Origin of the sequence: Variovorax sp. V116 (genome assembly GCF_041154435.1) — a bacterium.
In the GTDB taxonomy this organism is placed as follows: domain Bacteria; phylum Pseudomonadota; class Gammaproteobacteria; order Burkholderiales; family Burkholderiaceae_C; genus Variovorax; species Variovorax paradoxus.
Map to the genome: position 1 here is coordinate 1184566 of NZ_AP028661.1, position 23461 is coordinate 1208026.

23 protein-coding genes are annotated in these 23461 nt (G+C 69.8%); 6 read left to right on the forward strand and 17 right to left on the reverse strand.

The window, feature by feature from the left end; translation table 11 throughout:
• The first annotated feature begins 18 nt into the window (after positions 1–18).
• Together ACAM58_RS05465 and ACAM58_RS05470 are read left to right on the forward strand one after the other, a co-directional pair.
• The gene (locus ACAM58_RS05465) at positions 19–2064 is read left to right on the forward strand and encodes an ABC transporter ATP-binding protein (RefSeq protein ID WP_369664231.1); all 2046 of its coding nucleotides are present in this window, start codon (positions 19–21) and stop codon (positions 2062–2064) included.
• Positions 2064–2540 (forward strand): DUF1854 domain-containing protein, encoded by a 477-nt coding sequence (locus ACAM58_RS05470; RefSeq protein WP_028253971.1) that lies wholly within the window; start codon positions 2064–2066, stop codon positions 2538–2540. Before ACAM58_RS05465 ends, ACAM58_RS05470 begins: the two co-directional genes overlap by 1 nt.
• Before the next feature lie 12 nt (positions 2541–2552).
• Here the strand turns inward: ACAM58_RS05470 and ACAM58_RS05475 are convergent, their stop codons facing one another.
• Entirely contained in the window at positions 2553–3659 is a 1107-nt protein-coding gene (locus ACAM58_RS05475) for an acyltransferase (protein ID WP_028253972.1), read from the reverse strand.
• Between the two features lie 150 nt (positions 3660–3809).
• On the opposite strand from ACAM58_RS05475, the gene queC reads away from it, so the two are divergent.
• Positions 3810–4523, forward strand: a complete 714-nt coding sequence (gene queC / locus ACAM58_RS05480; RefSeq protein ID WP_028254139.1) for a 7-cyano-7-deazaguanine synthase QueC — start codon at positions 3810–3812, stop codon at positions 4521–4523.
• On the opposite strand, the gene ACAM58_RS05485 is transcribed toward queC, so the two are convergent.
• Together ACAM58_RS05485 and ACAM58_RS05490 are read right to left on the reverse strand one after the other, a co-directional pair.
• Positions 4520–6301: an ABC transporter ATP-binding protein/permease gene (locus tag ACAM58_RS05485; protein ID WP_028254140.1), complete on the reverse strand. Its 1782-nt coding sequence runs from the start codon at positions 6299–6301 to the stop codon at positions 4520–4522. The two genes, queC and ACAM58_RS05485, sit on opposite strands and share 4 nt — an antisense overlap.
• A gap of 105 nt (positions 6302–6406) precedes the next feature.
• Positions 6407–6967, reverse strand: a complete 561-nt coding sequence (locus tag ACAM58_RS05490; protein ID WP_278879315.1) for a phosphonate degradation HD-domain oxygenase — start codon at positions 6965–6967, stop codon at positions 6407–6409.
• A 129-nt stretch (positions 6968–7096) separates the two neighbouring features.
• Here ACAM58_RS05490 and ACAM58_RS05495 point away from each other — a divergent pair, with 129 nt between their 5' ends.
• Positions 7097–7231, forward strand: a complete 135-nt coding sequence (locus tag ACAM58_RS05495; RefSeq protein WP_259347628.1) for a hypothetical protein — start codon at positions 7097–7099, stop codon at positions 7229–7231.
• 105 nt (positions 7232–7336) lie between these two features.
• Positions 7337–8590, forward strand: a complete 1254-nt coding sequence (locus ACAM58_RS05500) for an MFS transporter (RefSeq protein ID WP_062363095.1) — start codon at positions 7337–7339, stop codon at positions 8588–8590.
• 13 nt (positions 8591–8603) lie between these two features.
• Here ACAM58_RS05500 and ACAM58_RS05505 read toward each other — a convergent pair whose 3' ends face one another.
• The 14 genes from ACAM58_RS05505 to gspG all read right to left on the reverse strand — a co-directional run bounded on the left by ACAM58_RS05505 (position 8604) and on the right by gspG (position 22755).
• Positions 8604–10808: a phosphocholine-specific phospholipase C gene (locus tag ACAM58_RS05505; protein ID WP_062363092.1), complete on the reverse strand. Its 2205-nt coding sequence runs from the start codon at positions 10806–10808 to the stop codon at positions 8604–8606.
• Positions 10809–10834: 26 nt separating this feature from the next.
• On the reverse strand, positions 10835–11032 hold the full coding sequence (locus ACAM58_RS05510; protein ID WP_369664232.1) for a hypothetical protein: 198 nt from the start codon (positions 11030–11032) through the stop codon (positions 10835–10837).
• Between the two features lie 199 nt (positions 11033–11231).
• Positions 11232–12131: a 5'-nucleotidase gene (locus ACAM58_RS05515; protein WP_012746219.1), complete on the reverse strand. Its 900-nt coding sequence runs from the start codon at positions 12129–12131 to the stop codon at positions 11232–11234.
• A 24-nt stretch (positions 12132–12155) separates the two neighbouring features.
• Entirely contained in the window at positions 12156–13391 is a 1236-nt protein-coding gene (gene gspF, locus ACAM58_RS05520) for a type II secretion system inner membrane protein GspF (RefSeq protein WP_369664233.1), read from the reverse strand.
• Positions 13392–13407: 16 nt separating this feature from the next.
• Positions 13408–14799, reverse strand: coding sequence for an ATPase, T2SS/T4P/T4SS family (locus ACAM58_RS05525; RefSeq protein ID WP_319429979.1), 1392 nt, complete (start codon positions 14797–14799; stop codon positions 13408–13410).
• 5 nt (positions 14800–14804) lie between these two features.
• A complete protein-coding gene (gene gspD / locus ACAM58_RS05530) occupies positions 14805–17132 on the reverse strand; it encodes a type II secretion system secretin GspD (protein ID WP_369664234.1) in 2328 nt (775 codons plus the stop codon).
• 2 nt (positions 17133–17134) lie between these two features.
• Positions 17135–17935: a type II secretion system protein N gene (gspN, locus tag ACAM58_RS05535; RefSeq protein ID WP_369664235.1), complete on the reverse strand. Its 801-nt coding sequence runs from the start codon at positions 17933–17935 to the stop codon at positions 17135–17137.
• Between the two features lie 10 nt (positions 17936–17945).
• On the reverse strand, positions 17946–18479 hold the full coding sequence (gene gspM, locus ACAM58_RS05540; RefSeq protein ID WP_369664236.1) for a type II secretion system protein GspM: 534 nt from the start codon (positions 18477–18479) through the stop codon (positions 17946–17948).
• Entirely contained in the window at positions 18476–19687 is a 1212-nt protein-coding gene (gene gspL, locus ACAM58_RS05545; protein WP_369664237.1) for a type II secretion system protein GspL, read from the reverse strand. The genes gspM and gspL overlap by 4 nt, the downstream gene beginning before the upstream one ends.
• Before the next feature lie 136 nt (positions 19688–19823).
• Complete coding sequence (gspK, locus tag ACAM58_RS05550; RefSeq protein WP_012746226.1) at positions 19824–20825, reverse strand: type II secretion system minor pseudopilin GspK; 1002 nt, start codon at positions 20823–20825, stop codon at positions 19824–19826.
• The gene (locus tag ACAM58_RS05555; protein ID WP_369664238.1) at positions 20822–21505 is read right to left on the reverse strand and encodes a type II secretion system protein J; all 684 of its coding nucleotides are present in this window, start codon (positions 21503–21505) and stop codon (positions 20822–20824) included. The genes gspK and ACAM58_RS05555 overlap by 4 nt, the downstream gene beginning before the upstream one ends.
• Positions 21505–21879, reverse strand: a complete 375-nt coding sequence (gene gspI, locus ACAM58_RS05560) for a type II secretion system minor pseudopilin GspI (RefSeq protein WP_012746228.1) — start codon at positions 21877–21879, stop codon at positions 21505–21507. Before gspI ends, ACAM58_RS05555 begins: the two co-directional genes overlap by 1 nt.
• Entirely contained in the window at positions 21876–22340 is a 465-nt protein-coding gene (locus tag ACAM58_RS05565) for a GspH/FimT family pseudopilin (RefSeq protein WP_018903565.1), read from the reverse strand. Before ACAM58_RS05565 ends, gspI begins: the two co-directional genes overlap by 4 nt.
• Complete coding sequence (gspG, locus tag ACAM58_RS05570) at positions 22315–22755, reverse strand: type II secretion system major pseudopilin GspG (protein WP_018903564.1); 441 nt, start codon at positions 22753–22755, stop codon at positions 22315–22317. The genes ACAM58_RS05565 and gspG overlap by 26 nt, the downstream gene beginning before the upstream one ends.
• 49 nt (positions 22756–22804) lie before the next feature.
• On the opposite strand from gspG, the gene ACAM58_RS05575 reads away from it, so the two are divergent.
• On the forward strand, positions 22805–23449 hold the full coding sequence (locus ACAM58_RS05575) for a type II secretion system protein N (RefSeq protein ID WP_018903563.1): 645 nt from the start codon (positions 22805–22807) through the stop codon (positions 23447–23449).
• Positions 23450–23461: the final 12 nt, after the last annotated feature.

Sequence of the window (23461 nt, forward strand, 5' to 3'; positions counted from 1 at the left end):
TCGGCCCTCCGTTTGCATTTGAGCGACCATTCGGGCGTTGGAACGCTCGATCTGGTGGGTGCCGAAGGGCGCCTTGCGCGCTGGCGCTACACGCTGGCGAGCCAGCCGGCCGCGCTGCGGCTACTCAAGCTCTTCGGCCAGCGCGAGAACGGCACTGTCGCCGAGGCGACAGCCGAGCCCGACGGCGACGACCTGGCCCTGCCCGACGCCGAGCTCCAGGCACCGCCCTCCACCTGGGTGCTGCTGCGGCTCGGCCGCTTCGCCAAGCCCTACCGCAAGCAGCTGATCGCAGGCTTCCTGCTGACGCTGGTCTCCACGGCCGCGACGCTGGTGCCGCCCTACCTGACCATCCCGCTGATGGACGACATCCTGATTCCGTTCCAGAACGGGCAGAAGATCGACCCGGCGCGCGTCGGGCTCTACCTGAGCGGGCTGCTGGGCGCGGCGCTGGTCGGCTGGGGCCTGGGCTGGGCGCGCACCTACCTGCTGGCGCTGGTGTCCGAGCGCATCGGCGCCGACCTGCGCACCACCACCTACGAGCACCTGCTCACGCTGCCGCTCGACTATTTCGGCGGCAAGCGCACCGGCGACCTGATGGCGCGCATCGGCTCGGAAACCGACCGCATCAACGTGTTCCTCTCGCTGCACGCGCTCGACTTTGCGAACGACGTGCTGATGATCGTGATGACCGCGGTCATCCTGGTTTCCATCAACCCGCTGCTGGCCGTGGTCACGCTGGTGCCGCTGCCCTTCATCGCCTGGATGATCCACGTGGTGCGCGACCGGCTGCGCACCGGCTTCGAGAAGATCGACCGCGTGTGGTCCGAGGTGACCAACGTGCTGGCCGACACCATCCCGGGCATCCGCGTGGTCAAGGCCTTTGCGCAGGAGCGCCGCGAAGCCGAGCGCTTCCGCGTCGCCAACGCCTACAACCTGCAGGTCAACGACAAGCTCAACCGCACCTGGTCGCTGTTCACGCCCACCGTCTCGCTGCTGACCGAGATCGGCCTGCTCGTGGTCTGGGGCTTCGGCATCTGGCAGGTGGCGCGCGGCAGCATCACGGTGGGTGTGCTCACGGCCTTCATTGCCTACATCGGCCGCTTCTACACGCGGCTCGATTCGATGAGCCGCATCGTCTCGGTCACGCAGAAGGCGGCGGCCGGCGCCAAGCGCATCTTCGACATCCTGGACCACGTGAGCAACGTGCCCGAGCCCGCCAACCCGGTGAAGATCGAGCGCGTGCAGGGCCGCATCGAGATGAGCGGGCTGGGCTTTCGCTACGGCTCGCGCGCCGTGATCCACGACCTCGACCTGACCATCGAGCCCGGCGAGATGATCGGCCTGGTGGGCCACAGCGGCTCGGGCAAGAGCACGCTGGTCAACCTGATTTGCCGCTTCTACGACGTGACCGACGGCGCCATCAAGGTCGACGGCACCGACATCCGCCGCTTTGCCGTGGCCGACTACCGGCGCCACGTGGGGCTGGTGCTGCAGGAGCCGTTCCTGTTCTTCGGCACCATCGCGCAGAACATCGCCTACGGCAAGCCCGACGCCACACGCGCCGAAGTGGTGGCCGCCGCGCGCGCCGCGCATGCGCACGACTTCATCCTGCGCCTGCCGCACGGCTACGACTCGCTGGTGGGCGAGCGCGGCCAGGGCCTGTCGGGCGGCGAGCGGCAGCGCATCAGCATTGCGCGCGCGCTGCTCATCGACCCGCGCATCCTGATCCTTGACGAGGCCACCTCGGCCGTGGACACCGAGACCGAGAAGGAAATCCAGAAGGCGCTCGACAACCTCGTGCAGGGCCGCACCACCATCGCCATTGCGCACCGCCTCTCGACGCTGCGCAAGGCCGACCGGCTGGTGGTCATGGACCGCGGCGAGGTGGTCGAGGTCGGTCCGCACGACGCCCTGATGGAGAAGCAGGGCGCCTACTGGCGGCTCTACCAGGCGCAGCTGCGCCAGGCCGACGAGGAGGCGAGCGAAGGCGCCGTCGACGAACGCGCCGGCGCGCAGCTGCCCCTGGTCATCAGCCATGCGGCCCATCCCGCCGGAGACGCATGATGAACGACACCATTCCCACTTTCGACCTCGAGCGCGATGCCTTCGGCCGCCTGGTGCTGACCGATGCCGAGGGCGAGCGCCACGTGGGCGTGACGCCTGTGCGCGCCTTTCCGCTCAGCGCGCCCGGCGAGGGCGTGTCGCTGGTCGGCAGCGAAGGCCGCGAGCTGGTCTGGATCGACCGCCTCGAGGCCCTGCCGGCGGCGGCGCGCGCGCTGCTCGAACAGGAGCTCGCGGTGCGCGACTTTGCACCCACGCTGCTCAAGTTGCATGGCGTGTCGAGCTTCGGCGTGCCCAGCACCTGGACCGTGAGCACCGACCGCGGTGACACCAGCTTCGTGCTCAAGGCCGAGGAAGACATCCGCCGGCTCGAAGGCGGCGCACTGCTGATTGCCAGCGCGCACGGCGTGCAGTTCCGCATTCCCGACGTGAAGGCGCTCGACCGCGCCTCGCGCAAGCTGCTGGAGCGCTTTCTCTAGACCGCCGCGCGTTCAGGCCGACGCGGCGCCGCCCGATGCGGCCGGCAAGGCAGGCGCCGGCTGGGTGGCCGCCCGGGCCTGCCGGTGGCCCCAGTCGGTGATCGGCTTCTCGAACCGGCGGTAGAGAAAGTCGGAGACAAGCAGTGCCACGCCGAAGGACGCGAACAGCAGCGTCGCCCCCGCCACCGTGGTGGGCGAGATGCCGATCACGGCCTGCGCCGCGAGGTACTGCACCAGGTACATCGCGTACGAGCGGCGCCCCACGAACAGCATGAAGCGCGACGAAAGAAGCCTGCGCAGCCAGCTGTCCGCCGCAACCAGCGAAGGCAGCCACAGGCCCACCAGCACCACGTACACGGCAATCAGCTGCGGCTCGCCGAAGCGCGCGCTGATCGTGAGCGACTTGCGGTGCACCAGGAACAGGGCGAGCGCGATCGCGATGGCGGCCGTCTGCGTCATGAGGCCGCGCATCCATGCGAAGGTCCGGCGCGTGTGCATCGCGATCGCCACCATCGAGCCCACCAGCATGCCAAGGTAGTGCCAGGGCGAGAATCCGGCCGGGTGGGCACCGGTCATCCAGACGGCAACCAGCAGCGCGAGGCTGCATGCAGCGGTCCCGAAGCGCGAGGCGGCGGTGGAACCGAACAGCGTGAACAGCGCCGGCCACACCAGGTAGTACTTCCACTCGACGCCCAGCGTCCAGGTCATCTGCAGCGGCGCGAAGCCGGCAAACTCGTTCAGCAGCGTGAGGTAGTAGGGCGTGGCCGCCTTCATCTGCTCCCAGGCCGCGCCCTGGGCGAGGTAGCTCAGCGCGAGCACCAGCAGGTAGACCAGAAAATAGAGCGGCAGGATCCGGGCCGCGCGCCGGATGTAGAAGGCCTTGAGCGACACCGTGCCGGTGGCATCGCGCTCGCGCAGCAGCAGCGTGGTGATCAGGAAGCCGGAGAGCACGAAGAAGGCATGCACGCCGAGCCAGCCCGAGAACTTGTCCCAGCGCGGACCGCCGAAGTGGAACCCGAAGACAAGAAAGACGGCCACCGCCCGCAGCCCATCGAGCGCTGCGAAATTGCGGGTCTCCAGGTAATCGCCGAGGCCGTGGATCGACCCTTGTTCGCGCATGTTGTGCGTTGCCTCTCCTTCGAATCGCGCGGATTCTGCCCGAGATAGCACTTTGGTGGTGCATCGGCAGGGCCGGACGGCCGCGGCTGTTGGTGCGGCGCCACGTTGCGCCGCCAAGGCTGCGAAAATCGCGGTTTTGAAGAGACGGACATGCCCCTGCACACCACCGCCCTCGTCCTGTTCTCCGGCGGCCAGGATTCGACCACCTGCCTTGCGGACGCGCTGTCCAAGTACCAGCGCGTCGAGACGCTGGGCTTCGACTATGGCCAGCGGCACCGCATCGAGCTCGACGTGCGCGGCACCATCCTTGCCAGGATGCGCGAGCGCTTCCCCGACTGGGCGCCGCGCCTGGGCGAGGACCACGTGCTCACGCTGGCCGCGCTGGCCCAGCTCGGCGGCTCCTCGCTCACCGAGGAGGTGGCCTTTGAAATGCAGGCCGACGGCCTGCCCAACACCTTCGTGCCGGGGCGCAACCTGCTGTTCCTCACGCTGGCCGGCGCGCTGGCCTACCGGCGCGGGCTGCAGGTGATCGTCACCGGCGTCTGCGAGACCGACTTCTCGGGCTACCCCGACTGCCGCGACGACACCATGAAGGCCATGCAGCTCGCGCTCTCGCTCGGGCTGGAGCGCCGCCTGGTGATCGAGACGCCGCTGATGTGGATCGACAAGGCCGAGACCTGGCAGATGGCGCATCGCCTGGGCGGCGAGCCGCTGGTCGAGCTGATCGTGGAAGAAACCCACACCTGCTACCTCGGCGACCGCGAACATCGCCAGGCCTGGGGCTACGGCTGCGGCGAGTGCCCGGCCTGCGAGCTGCGCAAGAAGGGCTGGGAGCGCTACGCCTCGCGCCCCCAGCAGGTCTAGGTGGCCGCAGTCTCCAGCCGGTAGCGCGCGCCGCCCGCCGGTGCGCCTTCGGGCTGGGGCACCAGCGTCCAGCGCTGGTTGTGGAAGTCGCCGACCGCCGCGCGGTGCGCGATCGACACCATGGCGCCGCCCGCGGCCTTCACCCGGTCGGAGAGCCGCTTGTAGAGCACGCCCTCGGCCTCGGCATCGAGTGCGCTGGTGATCTCGTCGGCAAAGAGCCACGACGGCTTCTTCAGCAGCACACGCGCGATCGACAGCCGCTGCTGCTCGCCGCCCGAAAGCTTCTGGCTCCAGGCATCGCTGTCGTCGAGGCGGTCCACGAGGTTGGGCAGCAGCGCATCGGCCAGCGCCTGGCGCAGCTCGGCATCGCTGTAGTTCTCGGCCGGATTCGGATAGGTCAGCGCATTGCGCAGGGTGCCGTCCGGCACGTAGGGCCGCTGCGGCATGAACACCGCGCCCTCGGGCACCTTCACATGGCCGCGTGCGAACGGCCAGATGCCGGCAAAAGTGCGGAACAGGGTCGACTTGCCGCTGCCCGACGGCCCCTGCAGCAGCACGCTGTCGCCCGGCTGGACCGCGAGCGCCGCGCCGGCGAGCAGCGAGGTGCCGTTGGGCAGGGCCACCGTCAGGTCGCCGGTCTGCAGCGCGGGTGCGGTACCGTCGCGCTCGAGCGACTGGCTGCGCGCCGCATGTGCGCGCATCGCATCGTCGAAGCTGGTGAGGCGGTCGGTGGTTGCGCGCCAGACGGCCACGCGGTCGTAGTTGTCGACGAACCAGCTGAGCGAATCCTGCACCTTGCCGAAGGCCGACGAGATCTGCATCAGCTGGCCGAGCTGGATGGCGCCGCTGAAGAAGCGCGGCGCGGCCACCAGGAACGGGAAGATCACGGCCGCCTGCCCGAAGAACGAGGTGAAGGTGATCAGGTTCTTCTGCTGCTTGATCAGCACCAGGTAGTTGCGCAGCACGCTGCCAAAGCGCAGGTCGAGCTGGCCGTGCTCGACCTTCTCGCCCTTGTCCAGCGCAATGGCCTCGCTGTATTCGCGCACCCGCACCAGGTGGTGCCGGAAGTCGGCCTCGAAGCGCTGCTGCCGGAAGTTGGTGCCGATCAGCGGGCGGCCGATGAAGTGCGTGATGGCCGTGCCCACCACGCAATAGGCCACCGCCAGCCAGACCATCGCCCCCGCGATCTGGTAGCTGCTGCCGCCCATCGAGAACGCGAAGCTGCCCGACAGCCCCCAGAGAATGCCCACGAAGCTCACCAGCGTGACCACGGCGTTCAGGAGGCCCATCGACAGCGTCATCGTGTAGTCGGTGAACATCTGCATGTCCTCCTGGATCCGCTGGTCGGGGTTGTCGGGCGCCTGGCCTTCCTTGTTCGCGTAGCGCGCAAGCTCGAGGTGATAGAAGGTGCGGTCGGCCATCCAGCGCGACAGGTAGTCGCGCGTCATCCAGGTGCGCCAGCGCAGCTGCAGCAGCTGCGTCACATAGAACTTGAGCACCTGCACCGCGATGTTGAAGAAGGCGATCCAGCCGAAGACGCCCACCTCGCGCCAGAAGACCGCCGAGTCCTTGTTCTGCAGCCCGTCGTAGAAGCGCCCGTACCACTGGTTGCCCAGCACCGCCACGTACACGTAGAACAGGTTCAGCGCGACGATGCCCAGCAGCATCGCGCGGGCGCGCCATTTTTCCTCGGAACGGAAGTAGGGCGCCGCAAGCGTGAAGACGCGCTTCACTACCTGGGCGAACGTGGCGGCGCGCGCCGTGACGGATAAAGACATGCAGGTTTCCTCGCTGGGCGCGGGTGCGCCGGACTTCGTGAAGAAACGATGGTAGTCAAATGTTCCTTAAGCGGGACTGAACCGGCCCGGCGCCCCGCAAAGTGCTCAGTGCAGCATGACCCGCGCCGCTGCTTCCAGGAAGTGCTTGAGCGGCGGCGTCTCGCGTCCCTGCACCTTCGCTTCCTCGTCCCACAGCCGCAGCCGCACCGCATCGCCGGCCCAGCGCTGCTCGGCGAAGCGCTGCGCCGCGGCCTCGTCCATCACGCCTCCCTGCAGCGCGAGACTGCGCACCGAATCCGCCGAGAGCCGCGAGAAGTAGCCGGGCCGTGTCGCGCAAAGGTAGCGCTTGGCGTCCACGTGCAGCCGGATCGGCTCGCGCACCTCGGCGCCGAAGACGCCGCGCAGGAGCGGCATGGCGATGTACTGGTGGCGGTCGTCGATGCCCAGCTCGGTGGGCGAGCGCGGCAGCGTCTGGTGCTCGGCGATCAGCAGGTGGCCGAGATCGTGCAGCAGCGAGGCCGTGACCAGTGCATCGCCCGCGCCGGCCTGCTCTGCCAGCCATGCGCACTGCAGCGCATGCTCGAGCTGCGACACCGGCTCGCCCGCATACGCAACCCCGCCGCGCTCGGCGAACAGGCGGGCGATTTCGGCGAGGTCGAGTGTCATGGACCCGGCAGCTTCGCGCACCGCAATGACACCCGCATGACGAATCCCATGAGGCGCCATGCAGCCGCGCGGCACGGTCGGCGCGGCGTCCGACTTGACTTGCCAGGCCGCGGGCATAGCATCCGCCGCATGAGAAGCACAGTCCTTGTTCTTCTGCTCTGCATCGGCCTGGTGGCGGCCGGCTGCAACGACAAGCCCAAGCCTGGCGTGCCGGTGCCGAAGGCTTCGGCCGATGTCGTGATGCCGGTCCCGTTCGCGGGCTGATTCGCCCCTCTCGGGCGCGCGGGCGGCCATGCGCCGCCGGGCATTGCGCGCGCTTGCCTTCGCATGTCCGCGCCCGGCGGTATCCTCGGCGCGGAGCAAAAAACAATGAAGACATTCGAGACAAGCGCCCACGAGGCGGATTCGCGCTACGCCATGCTGCGGCTCGGCCTCACGCTGCTGGTCATGACGGTCGGCAGCAGTGGCATGTACGTGGTCTCGGTGATGCTGCCGGCCGTGCAGGCCGAGTTCGGCATCGCGCGCGCCGATGCCTCGCTGCCCTACACGCTGCTGATGCTCGGCTTCGGCGTGGGCGGCGTGCTGATGGGGCGGCTGGCCGATCGCTTCGGCGTGATGTGGCCCCTGCTGATCGGCGCGCTGAGCCTCGGCGTGGGTTATGTCGCGTGCGGCATGGCCGATGGCATCGTGTCTTTCACCCTCGCGCAGGCGGTGCTGGTCGGCCTGCTCGGCAGCGCCGCGGCCTTTGCGCCGCTGGTGGCGGACACCTCGCTCTGGTTCGTCAAGCGGCGCGGCATCGCGGTGGCGGTGTGCGCGAGCGGCAACTACGTGGCAGGCGCCATCGGGCCGCCGATTGCGGAGCACTTCATCGAGACGGTGGGCTGGCGCCAGACCTACATCGGCATGGGCCTCTTTTGCGGCCTGGCAATGGCGGCGCTCGCGCTCTTCTTTCGCGCGCGGCCGCCGGCAGTGGCCGCGGCGCCGGCCAGCCATGCGGGCCATGCCGGGCGGCGGCGCGACATGACGCGGCCCTTCGGCTTCAGCATGGGCACCGCACAGGGCCTGCTGTGCGTGGCGGGCGTGGCCTGCTGCGTGGCCATGGCGATGCCGCAGGTGCACATCGTGGCCTACTGCGGCGACCTCGGCTACGGCCCGGCGCAGGGCGCGCAGATGCTGTCGCTGATGCTGGGCTTCGGCGTGGTGAGCCGGCTGGTGTCGGGCGCGATCTGCGACCGCATCGGCGGGCTGCGCACGCTGCTGCTCGGCGGCGCGCTGCAGGGCGTGGCGCTGCTGCTGTTCCTGCCGTTCGACGGGCTGGTGTCGCTCTATGTGATCTCGGCGCTGTTCGGGCTGTTCCAGGGCGGCATCGTGCCGTCCTACGCGATCATCGTGCGCGAGCATTTCCCGCCCGAGGAAGCCGGCGCGCGCGTGGGCACGGTGCTGATGTTCACGCTGTTCGGCATGGCGTTGGGCGGCTGGATGTCGGGCAAGGTGTTCGACCTGACCGGCAGCTACCACGCGGCGTTCCTCAACGGCATCGGCTGGAACCTGCTGAACGTCAGCATCGCGGCGATGCTGCTGTTCAGGGTCCGGCATCTGCGGCTTCGCACCGCCGCGGCGTAGCTCTCTCGCGCCGTCAGAGATCGGCCAGGCCCATTGCCGGATCGCTCACCGAATGCCGGCCGGTCTCGACGCGGCCGGCAAAGCGCCGCACGAAGCTGGTGTCGGCATCGCATCGCACGGCAAAGTCGTACCACGCGCCGCTCGCTGCCAGGTCCCAGTGCAGCTCGGCCTTGGCGCCGCCTTCCACCGTCGCGGTCCACGGACCGTCGTTGCGGTAGGCCTTGGCACGCACGGTGAACTTGCAGGCGCTCTTGCCGTCGTTGCGCATCTCCAGGTACACGTTGCCGTTGGCGATGTCGTAGCACACGCGCACTTCGGGCACGGCCGCATCGCCGGCGCGAAGCGCGTTCAGGTCGCCCTTGAAGTGGCGGTGAAAGCCGTTGGGCCCGAGCACCCACAGGTCGTAGAAGCCGCTGTCGTCGCGCATCGCGTTCCACGTGTCGTCGAGCGTCTTGCCGGGCTCGACCATGTAGCGGCGCGGCAGGCGGTCGAGGTTGAGCTTGTCGTAGACGTGGAACACGGCGCTGGCGGTGCCGGTGTTCGCGAACAGCAGCTGGATCTTTCCGCCGATGGCATCGGCACGGGCGCTCGTGTGCAGCTCGTAGGGCAGCGCGCGCGAGGGCCGCGTGCCGGTGGCCTGGCGCGGCAGCAGCGGGTCGAGCGGCAGTGCCACTTGCGCCAGGGCCTGCTGGTCGGCACGCAGCTTGTCGGCGTCCGCTTTGGTCGTGCGCCCCGCCAGCGCGGGCAGCGCTTCCGTGTTGGGCGTGGCGAAGTTGAAGGCACTCGTGAGGTCGCCGCACACCGCGCGGCGGAAATCGCTGATGTTGGTTTCCTTCACGCCAAAGCGCGTCTCGATGAAGCGCAGCACCGAGGTGTGGTCGAAGGCCTGCGAGTTGACCCAGCCGCCGCGGCTCCAGGGCGACACCACATACATCGGCACGCGCACGCCGGGGCCGTAGACGCGGCCGTCGGGCGGCGGCTGGTCGGTGGTGCCGGGCGGATTCGGATGGTTGAAGTATTCGGGCGCGAGCGCTTGCACTGGCAGCGTGGTCTTGCCTGCGGGCGTGCCGCCGGCGTCGATCGAAGGCGCGGCCGGCGAAGGAACGTGGTCGAAGTAGCCGTCGTTCTCGTCGAAGTTGATGAACAGCACGGTCTTGCTCCACACCTCGGGCACGGCAGTGAGCGCATCGAGCGTTTCCTGGATGTACCAGGCGCCCTGCACCGGGCTCGACGGGCCGGGGTGCTCCGAATAGGTCGCGGGCGCGACGATCCACGACACCTGGGGCAGCTTGCCGTTCCTGATGTCCTGGCGGAACTGCTCGAGAAAGCCGCCGTCGGGCATGGTGTTGGCAATGCCCTTGTAGAGCGGATTGCCGGCGTCGTCGCTGGCCGGGTCGTAGGCGGGCGAGGCCACGTCGTTGCTCACGGGCTTGCCCGAGGCCTCGTTGGCGAGCCGGTACTGCTTGAAGCCGGCCAGCGAGTTGTCGCCGAAATTCTCGGGCATGTTCTGGTAGACGATCCAGCTGACCTTGGCTTCCTGCAGCCGCTCGGGGTAGGTCTTCCAGCTGTAGCCGTTGGCCGAGCTGTCGATCGAATCCCACTCGTTGTTGACCGTGGCCACGTTCGCGCCGGTGGGGCCGTTGGTGCCGGTCCAGAGGAACATGCGGTTCGAATTGGTGCCGGTGTGCATGCTGCAGTGGTAGGCATCGCAGAGCGTGAAGGCGTTGGCCAGCGCGAACTGGAAGGGCAGTTCCGCCTCTTCGAGATAGCCCATCGACTGCGTGAAAGGCGCCGTCTTCGTTTTCTTGTAGCGCACCCATTCGTACATGCGCCCGCCCGCCCACGCAGCCTGGCCGTCGCTCCAGCTGTGCGGCGTGCCGGCCACGCGCTGCGCGTTGCCCTTGGAGCCGTCCAGGTGGTAGGGCAGCACTTCCTTGCCGGTGTCGTCGAGCTGCTGCCAGACGCTGCGGCCCTGCGGCAGCGGAATGGTGAAGCGGTCGCCGAAGCCGCGCACGCCCATGAGCGTGCCGAAGTAGTGGTCGAACGAGCGGTTCTCCTGCATCAGGATGACGATGTGCTCCACGTCCTTGATGGTGCCGGTCTTGTTGTTGGCGGGAATGGCGAGCGCGCGGCGGATGCTCGGCGGAAAGGCCGAGAGCGCGAGCGCGGCGGCGCCGGTGGTGGCGGTGGCTGTGAGGAAGCTGCGGCGTGAGGTCATGGTGTTGTTCTGATGTGGGATGTTGTTCAGGGCGCGCAGCGCATCTCGGGCTTTGTGCCGGTGTCGGGCGGCGGTGTGGTGGGCGTGGTCGGTGCCGGCGTGCCCACGCCAGGCAGGCCGCCGAAGAAGCCGCTACCGCCGTTGCTGCCGCCGCCGCAGGCGGAAAGGACGCAGGCCAGGAGCAGCGCGGGAACGAGCCGCGCAGGCAGGGATGAAAGTCGCATGGGTGGATTCCTTGGGAGTCGTCGTTGCGTGGGCGCCCGGAAGAGCGCTGAAGAAAGGCCGCGCGGGCTCGAAGGCGCAACGCCGAAAAGGCATCGCGAAGCACCGCGCAGAGGCAGGCCGCAAGACTAGGGAGATCGCGTTACATCGCCATGAACGGGCGATGACAAGGCTGCGGCGCAGGGCGCGCCGCGCAAGCGCTCAGCGCTCGTTGCTGATGCCGCTGGAGACGTGGCCCGCGGGCACGTGGCGCGCCGCGGCATCGACGTGGCCGGTCTGGTCGTCGAAGAAAAAGTCGGGTTCGAACTCGCGCAGGAATTCGCCCTTGGGCAGGCCGCCGAGGAACATCGCCTCGTCGACGCGGATGTTCCACTTCATGAGCGTGCGGATCGCGCGCTCGTGCGCCGGGGCGCTGCGCGCGGTGACCAGCGCGGTGCGGATGCGCATCTGCGCGTTGCCCGCCATCTGCAGGCGATGCAGCGCCGTCAGCAGCGGCTTGAAGGGGCCTTCGGGCAGCGGCAGGTCGGCCTTGCTGAGTTCGTGCGCCTGGAAGGCATCGAGCCCCTCGGCCTGGAACACGCGCTCGGCCTCGTCGCTGAAGAGCACCGCATCGCCGTCGAAGGCAATGCGCACTTCGTTCGGCCAGGCATCGCTGGCCTTCACCGATTCGACCAGCACCCGCGCGGCCGGAAAGCCCGCGCCCAGCGCTTCGCGCACGTCCTGCGCGTTGACCGACAGGAACAGGTGCGCGCGCAGCGGCCGCAGGTAGCCGAAGGGCGGACGCCCCTGCGTGAACACGCCGCGCTGCAGCTTGATGTCGGCCGCCGCGCTCGAGCGGAAGATGCGCATGCCCGAGACCGGATCGTTGCGCGAAAGAATGACCACCTCGACGCGCTGCACGCCGTCGTCGTTGAAGCGCAGCAGCTTGCGGATCAGCGAGTACGCGATGCCCGGCGCGGCCGGCACGTCGATGCGGTCGAGCTGCAGCTTCATGTAGCCCTCGTTGTCGCCGGCCTCGAAGATCCTGTTTTCTTCTTCGAGGTTGAACAGCGCGCGCGACGAGATCGCGACCACGAGCTTGTCTTCGAGCGTGACGGGCATGGCGTGCAGTGCTTCCTGGCGGACTTACTTGACGAACTGGTTGAGCTGGATGATAGGCAGCATCACGGCCAGCACAATGAGCATCACCACGCCGCCCATGGCCACGATCAGCAGCGGCTCCAGGATGGTGGCCAGGTGCATGGCGCGGCGCTGCACTTCGGCGCCCAGCTGGTTGGCGGCGCGCTGCAGCATCAGCGGCAGCGTGCCGGTCTGCTCGCCCAGCCGCGCGAACATCGAGACCAGCCCGGGAAAGCGCTTTTTCTGCGCCAGCGCCGAGGCCAGCGGCGCGCCTTCGCGCACCAGCACCAGCGCGTCGAGCGCATCGGCGCGCATGGCGCGGTTGCCCAGCGTTTCGGAGGCGGCTTGCAGCGCGCGCAGGATCGGCACGCCGGCGGTGGCCAGCATGGCCAGCGTGCTGGCAAAGCGCGCCGCGTTGTAGCCGCGCGCAAGCTTGCCCACGAGCGGCAGCCGCAGCCAGGCGGCGTCGAACTTCAGGCGCAAGGCTTCCTGCGCCAGCGCCAATCGCGCGGCGATGGCGGCCAGCACCACGCCGCCCAGCATCCACCAGCCGTAGCTGCGCACCGCCGCGCTCAGCGACAGCATGACGGTGGTGAGGAAAGGCAGCGAACGCTTGGTGCCCGCGAACACCTGCGCCACCTGCGGCACCACGTAGCTCACGAGGAAGATCACGATCACGATCGCCACCAGCGTGACGATGGCCGGATAGAGCGCCGCGCCGATGAGTTTCTGCTGCAGCGCCTGCCGCTCCTCGAGGTCGTCGGCGAGCCGGTCGAGCACGAGGCCGAGGTTGCCGCTTTGCTCGCCCGCGCCGATCACGGCGGTGTAGATGGGCGAGAACTCGCGCGGATGGGCCGCGAGCGCGCGCGCGAAGGGCGAGCCCGCGTTGACCTCGGCACGCAGCGAAGCGACCAGGTTGCGCTGCGGTTCGGTCTCGGCTTCGTCGGTGAGCGCGGTCAGCGCGCGTTCGAGCGGCAGGCCGGAAGAGACCAGGCCCGCGAGCTGCCGCGTCCAGACCGAAAGGCCGGTGGAGCTGAAGACCCTGGCGCCACCGCCCAGCCAGCGGCGCAGGCCGCCGTTGCCGGTGCCGTTGACGTGGCTGCTGCCCACCGGCGTGACCGACAGCGGAATGAGCGCCTGCGCGCGCAGCAGGCTGCGTGCGCTGCGCGCGGTGTCGGCCTCGAGCACGCCTTCGCGCGACTGGCCGCTGGCATCGATGGCTTCGAAGGAATAGGCGGGCATGGCGGTGCCGGGCGGATCAGTCGCGCGTGACGCGAAGCAGTTCTGCGCGCGAGGTGATGCCGGCCTGCACCAGCCGTTCGCCATCTTCGCGCATCAGGCGCAGGCCGCCGCGCGCGCCGGCCTGGAGCAGTTCGCTCTCGGCCGCCTTGCTGTGGATCAGGCCCTGCACGGTCTCGTCGGCCACCAGCAGTTCGAAGATGCCGGTGCGCCCCTGGTAGCCGGTCTGCCCGCATGCCTCGCAGCCGGCGCCGCCGCAGGCCGTGCAGACCTTGCGCACCAGCCGCTGCGCGAGCACGCCCAAGAGCGACGAGCTCAAGAGGAAAGGCTCCACGCCCATGTCGGTCAGGCGCGTGACGGCGCTGACCGAGTCGTTGGTGTGCAGCGTGGCAAGCACCAGGTGGCCGGTGAGCGAGGCCTGGATGGCGATCTGCGCGGTCTCGAAGTCGCGGATCTCGCCGATCATGATCACGTCCGGGTCCTGCCGCAGGATGGCGCGCAGCGCCTTCGCGAAGGTGAGCTCGATCTTGGCGTTGATCTGCGTCTGGCCCACGCCCGGCAGTTCGTATTCGATGGGGTCTTCCACCGTCATGATGTTGCTGCGGCTCGCATCCAGCCGGGCCAGCGCGGCGTACAGCGTTGTGGTCTTGCCCGAGCCCGTGGGGCCGGTCACCAGGATGATGCCGTGCGGCTGCGCGATGAGGCGCTCGAAGCGCGCGAGCGTGTCGCCCTGCATGCCGACCGATTCGAGCGTGAGCTTCGATTCGGTCTTGTCCAGCAGGCGCAGCACCGCGCGTTCGCCGTGCGCGCTGGGCAGCGTGGAGACGCGCACGTCGACCGCGCGCGTGCCGATGCGAAGGCTGATGCGCCCGTCCTGCGGCAGCCGCTTCTCGGAGATGTCGAGGTCGGCCATGATCTTCAGGCGCGAGATCAGCGCGGCGTGCAGCGCGCGGTTGGGCTGCACCACCTCGCGCAGCGTGCCGTCGATGCGAAAGCGCACGGACGAGGTGCGCTCGTAGGGCTCGATGTGGATGTCGCTCGCGCCGTCGCGCGCGGCCTGCGTGAGCAGCGCGTTGAGCATGCGGATGATGGGCGCGTCGCCGGCGCTTTCCAGCAGGTCCTCGACCGCCGGCAGCTCCTGCATCATGCGCGAGAGGTCGGCGTCGCTCTGCACCTCGCTCACCACCGCGGCGGCGCTCGATTCGCCCTGCGCATAGGCCGCGCTGATGCGCTGCGCGAGCGGGCCGTCGGCCAGCACCTCGAAGGCCTGCACGCCGTACTTGCGCGTGACCTCGCCGACCGCGCTGCGCGAGGGATGGCTCGACATCCACAGCGTGTGGCTGCCGTCGTCGGCTTCTTCGAGCAGCAGCTGCTGACTGCGTGCGAACGCGTAGGGCAGGGGGTGGCGCATGGGCTTCAGGGCAGTTCGCGCGAGCTGGTGGGGTCGGCCGTGGGCGGCAGTGCGCCGCGCAGCGGGCTCGGCCGCAGGGTGCGGGTGTCCCCGGCTGGGCGCGGCGGCGGGATCAGCTGCGTGCCTTGGATGCGGTCGCTGCCGTTGCCGTTGCTGCTGGTGTCGCGGGCACCCGAGCGCGGCAGCGGGGCTTCCGGCAGCACGGGGGCGGCATCCACGCCGCGCAGCATGATGTTGTCGGTGTTCGGCTGGGTGCGCTGCTGCATGCCGCGGATCTCGTCGTAGCGGTCGTAGGCAAAGGCTTCGGTGGAGGCGCCGTCGCGCATGACCGCGGGGCGCAGGAACATCATCAGGTTGCTCTTGTTGCGCGTGCGGATCTCGTTCTTGAACAGGTTGCCGAGCACCGGGATGTCGCCGGCCACCGGCACCTTCTCGATCGTGTTGCCGTAGTCGTCCGACAGCAGCCCGCCGAGCATGACCAGGCCGCCGTCTTCCACCAGCACGCTCGATTCGATCGAGCGCTTGTTGGTGGTCGGGCCATTGGGGTTGTTGATGGTGTTGCCGTCGACGGTCGAGGTCTCCTGGAAGATGGTCATCTTCACGGTGCCGTTCTCGTTGATGGTCGGGCGCACGCGCAGCGTGAGGCCCACGTCCTTGCGCTCCACCGTGGTGAACGGGTTGATGCCCACCGAGCCCGAGGTGCTGGCGTACTGGCCCGTGACGAAGGGCACGTTCTGGCCGATGACGATCTTGGCCTCTTCGTTGTCCAGCGTCAGCAGGTTGGGCGTGGAGAGCACGTTGGCGTCGCCGTCGCTGTTGAAGAAGTTCGCAATGGCGCCCAGGATGTACTGGCCGCCGATCTTGCCGGCAATGCCCAGGTTCAGCCCCGACGACGGCCGCACGTTGGCCACGTCGCGGGTGGCCAGCGCCTGCGTCAGCGCCAGGATGTTGGCGCTGGCCAGGCTCGAATTGGTGCCGATGACCGCGTTGTTGCCCAGCGCGCTCTGCCACTGCACGCCGAAGTTGGCGGCCTTCTTGGCGCTGACCTCGACGATCAGCGCCTCGATCATGACCTGCGCGCGCCGGCCGTCGAGCTTGTCGATCACGGCGCGCATCTGGCGGTACTGCGGCTCGGGCGCCGTGATGATCAGCGAGTTGGTCGACGGGTCGGCCTGGATCTGTCCGCCGGTCGACGGCTGGTTGGCATTGTTGAGCGGCGCGTTGGCGGCCGCCGAGCCGCCGCCTTGGCCGCTGAGGCTCGTCTGCTGCATGGCCTGCGGAATGTTGGCTTGCTGCTGTTGCGGCGCGCCGCCGCCTCCGGCCGCGCCCGGGGCACCCGGCGTGCCGGGCAGCTGGTTGGCCGCCATGGCGGCGCGCAGCGTGGCCGCCAGCCGCACCGCATCGGCGTTCTTCAGGTAGACCACGTAGATGTTGCCGGCCGCGCCGTTGCTGCTTTCGGCGGGCGCGCGGTCGAGCTTCTGGACCAGCGTGCGCACCAGCGCCGCGCGCGCCGGATTGGCCGCGCGCAGGATCAGCGCATTGCTGCGCGGGTCGGCCAGCAGGGTGGTGCGGAACGACGCATCGGCCACACCCGGCGCGGGGGCGCCCGGCGTGGCGCCCGAGCCGCTGCCGTCGACCAGCCGGGTGATCAGCGGCAGCATGTCGGTGGCGATCGAATGCTTGAGCGGGATCACCTCGATGTCCGACGCATTGGGCACGTCGAGCGCCGCGATGATGCGCGCCAGCCGGCGCATGTTGTCCGCGTAGTCGGTGATCACGAGCGAGTTGTTGCCCGGGTTCACGTTGATGGTGTTGTTGGGCGGAATGAGCGGGCGCAGCACCGGCAGCAGGCTGTTCGGCGACTCGTAGTTGAGCCTGAAGATCTGCGTGACGATCTGGTTGCCGGCCACCGAGCCGGCGCTGGGCGTGGCGGTGTTGACGGTCTGGGTCTGGAGCTTGGCGTCGGCCTCGGGCACCACCTTGTAGAGCCCTTCGGCCTCCACCACCGCAAAGCCCTGCAGGCGCAGGGCGGAAGCGAACTGGTTGAATGCCGCAGCCGGCGCGATGGCGCGGTCGGTGACGAGGTTCATCGTGCCCTTCACGCGCGGGTCGACCACCACGTCGCGGCCGGTGACCACCGCCATGGTGCGCGCCACGGCCTCGATGTCGGCGTTGGCGAAGTTGAGCGTGATGGGTTCGCCCCGGCGCGGCGCATCGCCGGATTGTGCGAACACCGGCGGCGCGGCCTGCAGCAAGGTGGCGGCAACCAGCACCTGCGCTGCGAGTGCAACGGCGGCGAGGCGGCTGCCGGGCGAAGTCAGTGGCTTCATCATGATCAACCCAGGGTGATGATCGAACGCGCGTTGTCGCGCCGTCCGATGATGTTCAACAAATTGGAAAGCGCGTCTTCGCGGCCGGCCGCGGCACTGGCTTCGCCGTTGAAGCGAAAGGCGGTGCCGTTCCAGCTGCCGCTGCCGTTCAGCTGCAGGCTGCCTTCGCGCGTGCTCAGCAGCAGGCTCGGGCGGCTGCCGCCTTCGAGCGTGAGGCGGTAGCTGCCCATCGGCTTGAGCGTCGAGAGGCTGGACGACACGTCGGTGGCGTCGAGCGTGGCCTGGCCCGCGATGCGCAGTACGGGGCCGTCCCACTGCATCGAGAGGCCCCGGGTGGAGAGGTCGAGCGTGCCCTCGAGCCTGAGCGTGTTCCAGGGCGCGCCCAGGCCGGTCAGCAAGGTGGCGGGCCAGCGCGAACTGCCGTCGCCCCACTGCAGCTGCATGCCGTCCGTGCGCGGGCTGGCCTTGAGCTGGAGCGGCCGCGCCGCGCAGCAGGGCAGGTCGAGCACGGCGAACATGCCGCTCCAGGCCGGGCGCATGCGCCAGTTGAGCGCGCCGGGCAGCGACACCGCCTCGGCGCCGCCGGCGCCGCTGGCAAGCACCACGGCCGCGGTGCCGTTCCAGACCGTGCCGCGCGGGTTGACGAGCAGCAGCCGGCCCTGGCTCCAGTTTGAGAGCGCCGTCGCCAGCCAGCGCGCGGGCGCGAACAGCACCAGCGCCAGCAGCGCCCCCAGCACGATGCCGAGCAGGGCCCAGCGCCAGCCGCGGCGCGGCGCGGGTTCGGCAAGGGAGGAGCGCGTCACCATGCGGCCAGGCTCAACGGGCTGCGGGCAGCGCCATCACGAGCGTGCCCTCCCAGCGCACCTTCGCGGGCTGCGGGTCCTTGCTGCCGGCGGCCGGCGGCGCGGCGGCCGCACGGGTCAGGTGGGCCTCGCGCGGCACCGCGTGCGCATTGCCGCGCGCCTGCGCCAGCCACTGGGCCACGGCCTTGGCCGGCGTGCCGCGCATCGTGATGGTGGCGGCGCCATCGCCGCTGGCTGTCATGAGCTGGGCATTGGTGCCGAGGCTCTCGCGTACCGAGGTTTCGAGGGCGCGCAGCGCGTCGTCGCGGTTCAGCCGGGGCTGCGCCTGCAGCGCCTTGGCGCGGTTCTGCAGCAGGGCCATCTGCTGCAGCTGCGCGTCGAGCTGCGCATGGTCGGCCGGCGCCGCGGCCAGCGTGCGCAGCGCGGGAGCGAGCGCAACCCACCACAGCAGTGCAAGCGCCACGAGCGCAGCCGCGATGGCGACCATGCGCCGCTCGCGCAGTTCGAGGGCGGCCCAGCGGGCCCGGAGTTGTTCGCTGAAGTTCATCGCGCAGCCTCGGCCTGCACCAGCAGCAGGTCGCCTTCGGCGCGCACGCTGTAGCCGCGCGGACCCATCGCGCCCGAGAGCCGCGTGAGCTCCGAAGGCTGCAGGCCCAGGCCGCGCAGGCGCAGCTGGCCGGCGCTGTAGTCGATGGCGCTGGGTGTCTTGCCCGGCGGAAGATTGGGGGCGAGCGCGCCGATCATCGGTTCGAGGTCGCTGCCCGCGACATCGCCCACGGCCTGCTGCAGCGCCGCGACCTCGCGCGCCATCTGCACCGGCGCGTCGACCACGAGTTTCACGGAGGGGAAGGTCTGGGTCAGCATGTTCTTGACGGCCTGGCGCTTGGCCTCGAGTGCATTGCGCTCCTTCCAGGCCCAGGCATTGAGGCCGATCAGTTGGGTCAGCAGCAGGGCGACGATGCCCCAGCGCGCGGCGCGCCACTCGGGCGCATAGCGCAGCGTCTGCACCACCGACGCAAATTTCTTGCCGGCGCGGGCACGCCCCGTCACGGCGAGGTCGAACTGCGCGAGCTCCCAGGGCGAGCGTGCCGCCTGCAGCCAGCGCTGCGGCGCCTGCACGATGGGCACGCGGCGCTCGAGCAGGTGCTCGGCGGCTTGCGCGACGGCGGGCTCGGCGCTGATCACGGCGGTGTCGAGCGGCAGGCCGGCGGCCAGCGCCAGCCCGGCGCCCGCGAGCGGCAGCGAGACCACGCCGTCGGCATCGCACACCGTGAGCTGCGGCGCCTCGGCTTCGCCGGTGACCTGCAGCAGCGGCGGGCCGTCCGCGGGCTGCGGCGCGAATTCGGGAACGATGCGCACCACGCGCCGCCCGGCCGACTCCAGCCCCTGCACCAGCGTGCGCAGCCAGATGCGGTTGCAGGCCGCCACCCAGACCGGCGCGCCGGCCTTGGCCGCGGGTTCGAGTGCGAAGTGCAGGGCCTCGGGATCGTCGAGCAGATGCTCTTCGAGCAGGCCGTCGAGCACGGCGCGCAGCTTCGACGCGCTGCTCGTGCTGCCCTTGGGCAGCGTGACGCGGTGCCAGGACAGCGCCGCGGCCGGAATGCCGAGCGTGACTTCCGCGCTGGCCGGCAGCAGCGCGAGCAGCGCGCGGCCCTGGTTGCGCAGGGCGATGCCGTCGTCGCCAGCCTGGGCCCAGTCGTACTCGCCCGCGGCGTCGGCCGGGGGGAGGGGAGCGATGAGCAGCAGCGGGGTCATTTCGTTTTCAGGAGGGCGGGTGATTGTAGGGGTGCACCGATGGTGCCATTGCTACTCTATTTGTAGCGTTTGACGTAGATGCGACGGGCTCTGGACGATGTATTGATGCAACAGAAATGAAGAAAATCAGCCGCACTCAGGGTTTAGCCGGAGTGGCCGTGGCAAGGCCGGCGCCGCGGTTGCGCCAGATCGTCTTCACCGTGACGCCGTCGCGCTGCAGCAGCGAGCGTTCCTCGACCCAGGTACGGTCGAGCCGCAGCCGGCCGTAGACCTCGAAGAACTGGGTGCCCACGCTGTGCTGCCCGGCGTTGAACTGCGTGCCGCCGTTCGGCAGCGCGGCGTTGGCGTCGGCAATCTGCTTGAAGTACGAGCGCGTGCGCTTTTCCACCAACTGGCGCGCGTCGCTGATGCTCAGCGACGGCAGGCTGGCGCTGATGGCTTCGGCGCTCGCGGTATTGATGTTGAGCGGCGTGCGTATCGGGAGGACCGTCACGTAGGGCTCGAGCGCGGCCGCGGTCGAAGGCGAAAGGCCGAGCCACACCAGCTGCGAAACCTCCTGCGGCATCAGCGGCGCCGCGCCGGCATCGCCGCCGCCGGCGGCATCGGTGCCGGTGGCCAGCGCGCGCGCGAGCGAGGACGTCATCGCGCTGAGCTCCGAGGCCGGCAGGCCCAGGATGTTGAACAGCTTGGTGAAGGTGGCGATGCTGGCCGGCACCGGCTTGTTGCCGTCGACCAGCGACAGCACGTTGAGCTTGGATTGCGCATCGACGATGCGGCCCGAGAGGAAGGCATCGGGCAGTCCTTCGAGGTTGTCGCTGGCCACGTTCCTCTCGGCCGACAGAAAGCTCGTGAGCCGGGCCTCCGCGAGCGGCACGGCCCAGGGCTCGGCCAGGTGGTCGGGCCCGCCGGTGAGGGCGTCCTCGCGCAGGATCAGGCGCGACCAGTCGAGCGCGCCGATCAGCACCCACGCAGCCTGCACGCGTCCGCGCTCGGCCGCCTCGACTTCGGATGCGCGCCATTGCTGCCACAGCGCCGCGGCGGAGAAGGTGGCGACCAGCATCACGGTCAGCATGGCCGCGAGCAGCGCGGCGCCGCGCTGGCGTTGCCCGGTTGTTCTGCAAACCGTGGATGCGGTCATGAGCGCGGCGCCCCCACCGTGGGCTTGACCCAGTCGCGCGTGAGCGTGCCCGCCAGCCCCTCGCCCGGGGACAGGGTCAGCACCAGCCGAACGCCGTCCGGCATGTTCACGAGCGCGCCAGTGGGATTGGCCGGGTTCGCCGGATTGGGCGCGCTGGCCGGCAGCTCGCCCGCGGGCGTCCAGGCGTTCTCGCGGAAGTAGTAGAGCTGCCAGCTCGTGGCCGGCATCAGCGCGACGTCGCCGCCGCCGCCTTCCTGTGCCCACGAGGAGGCCAGGTTCCACGCCTGCTGCCATTCGCCGCGCGTGGTGAAGGGCGGCGACTGCCAGCGCCGCCAGCGGGTGCCGTCGGCACCGGTGCGCAGCGTCCACGCCACCACCAGCATGGCGGGGGCGCCCGCATCGCTGCCGCGGCGCGTGAGCCGCAGCACGCGGCCGTCCCAGTCGATCGGGCGGGTCTGCGCGATCGGGGTCACGGCGTCGAGGTCGGCGCCCCATTGCGAGAGCGTGGTCTGCAGCGCCAGCATCGCGTCGGCGCGCTGCTGGTTCAGCGTGGTGGCGCGCGACATGCTGTCCAGCCCGCGCCAGCTCACGAGCGCGAGCAGCGCCATCACCGAAATGGCCACCAGCAGCTCGATCAGCGTGAAGCCGCCGCGGGCTCCCTGGCTTGCGAAGCGGCGCATCAGAAGCGGCCCACCACGGTCGAGATCCGCAGCACCGGCGCGTTGGCCTCGTCGCGCACCTGCACGTCGACGCGCCGGAAATTGGGGTTGAGCGTGGCGATGGTGGAGGTGGTCACGTTGAACGAGACGCCGGCCTGCACGCAGATCGAGCCCGAATCGCCCACCGCGGGCATCTGCCTGGCGAGCCGCGCCTTGGCAAGCTCGTTTTCCGCGCACAGGTCGGCCAGCAGCAGGTCGGACTGGCGCTGCGCATTGCGCGTGAGCGACATCGTGGCCTGCGAGCCCGCCGCGAGCGCCAGCGCGACGATGCCGAGCGCAATCAGCACCTCGATCAGCGTGAATCCGCCGCATGCCGAATTGCGCCTGGATGTCACGGCGTGCTCACGGTGAAGGGCCTGAGGCCGTCGGTGGCAATGCGCAGCGAGCGCGCGGGCGGGCCTTCGGAATACAGCACGATCTGCTGCGCGGCAATGATCGGGTCGGGGCCCAGTTGCACCGCCGCCACCGGCGCGCCGCCGGCCAGCGAAGCCGTGGCGCTGATGCCGCTCGCGGCCCAGCCGCTGGGCAAGGCATCGGGCGGCAGGCCGTCGAACACGAAGCTGCCGCCCTCCACGAGGCGCCACCGCACCGCAACGCCGCTCGCGCGCGATTGGGCACGGGCCGATTCGAGCAGCGCGGCCAGCCGGTCGGCCTCGCGGTCGAGCCGGGCCGCGTTGGTGTCGCGCAGCGCGAAGCTCACGCCGGCCGTTGCGATCGCGATGATCGCGATCACCACGATCAGCTCGAGCAGCGTGAAGCCGCCCGTGCGCCTACTGCCAGCTGCCGATGTCGGCATTCTTGCCCTCGCCGCCGGCCTGGCCATCGGCGCCGAGCGAGAGCACGTCGATTTCGCCCTTGATACCCGGATTCATGTATTGGTACGGATGGCCCCACGGATCGTTCGGCAGCTTCTCGACGTAGGGCTTCCAGTTGGGCGCGGCCGGCCCGGCGGTCGGTCGCACCAGCAGCGACTGCAGGCCCTGCTCGGCCGTTGGGTAGCGCTGGTTGTCCAGGCGGTAGAGCTTGAGCGCCTGCATCAGGTTGTTGATGTCGGTCCTGGCGGCGGTCACGCGGGCGTCGTCGGCGCGCTCGATCACGTTCGGCACGATCAGCGCGGCCAGCACGCCGATGATGACCAGCACCACCATCAGCTCGATCAGCGTGAAGCCGCGCTGGGCAGCGCGGGTGGCGTCGCGTAGGATTTTTTTCATAGCTTGGATGACATGGTTCGGAAGGCGCGCTGCATGATAATCCGCGGCCATGACAAGTCCCTATTCCGCCGCGCACTGGCATGCCCCCGTTGCAACCACGGGCCTGTGGGCGCTGGCCGCGGCAGCGGCGGTGTTCTGGGGGCTGCGGCTCGCGGCGCCGCCCGAGCCCGTGGCCGCGGCGGCCACCATGCCCAGGGCGGCGGTCTCGGCCGACGCTGATGCGGTCGCGCGGCTGCTCGGCGTGGTTTCGGGCGCCGAGGCGGCGCCCGCCGCACCCGAGGCGGCCAGCCGCTTTGCGCTGTCGGGCGTGGTGGCGGATCCGTTCAACCAAGGCGCCGCCCTGATCTCCATCGACGGCAAGCCGCCGCGTCCGTTCCGCGTCGGTTCGCGCGTGGGCGACAACTATGTGCTGCAGTCGGTCGGGGTGCGCGCGGCAACGCTCGGCACCAGTGCACAGGGGCCGGCAGCTTTCACGCTGCAACTGCCGGTGCGCGCGCCGATCAGCATTGGCAGTTCGGTCCCGCCGGGTTTGCCGGCCTCGCCAACGCCGGCGGCCAGGCCGAGCGGGCTTTTCCCGGCCACGGTGCCTCCCGTGGTCGCGCCGCCTGCCGGCGGAGCTGCACCGTCACAGGCATCGCAAGCGCCGCCGTCGGATTCTGCGCAGCAGCCGCCCGCGCAGCCTGCGCAGCAATAAAAGCCGGACGGC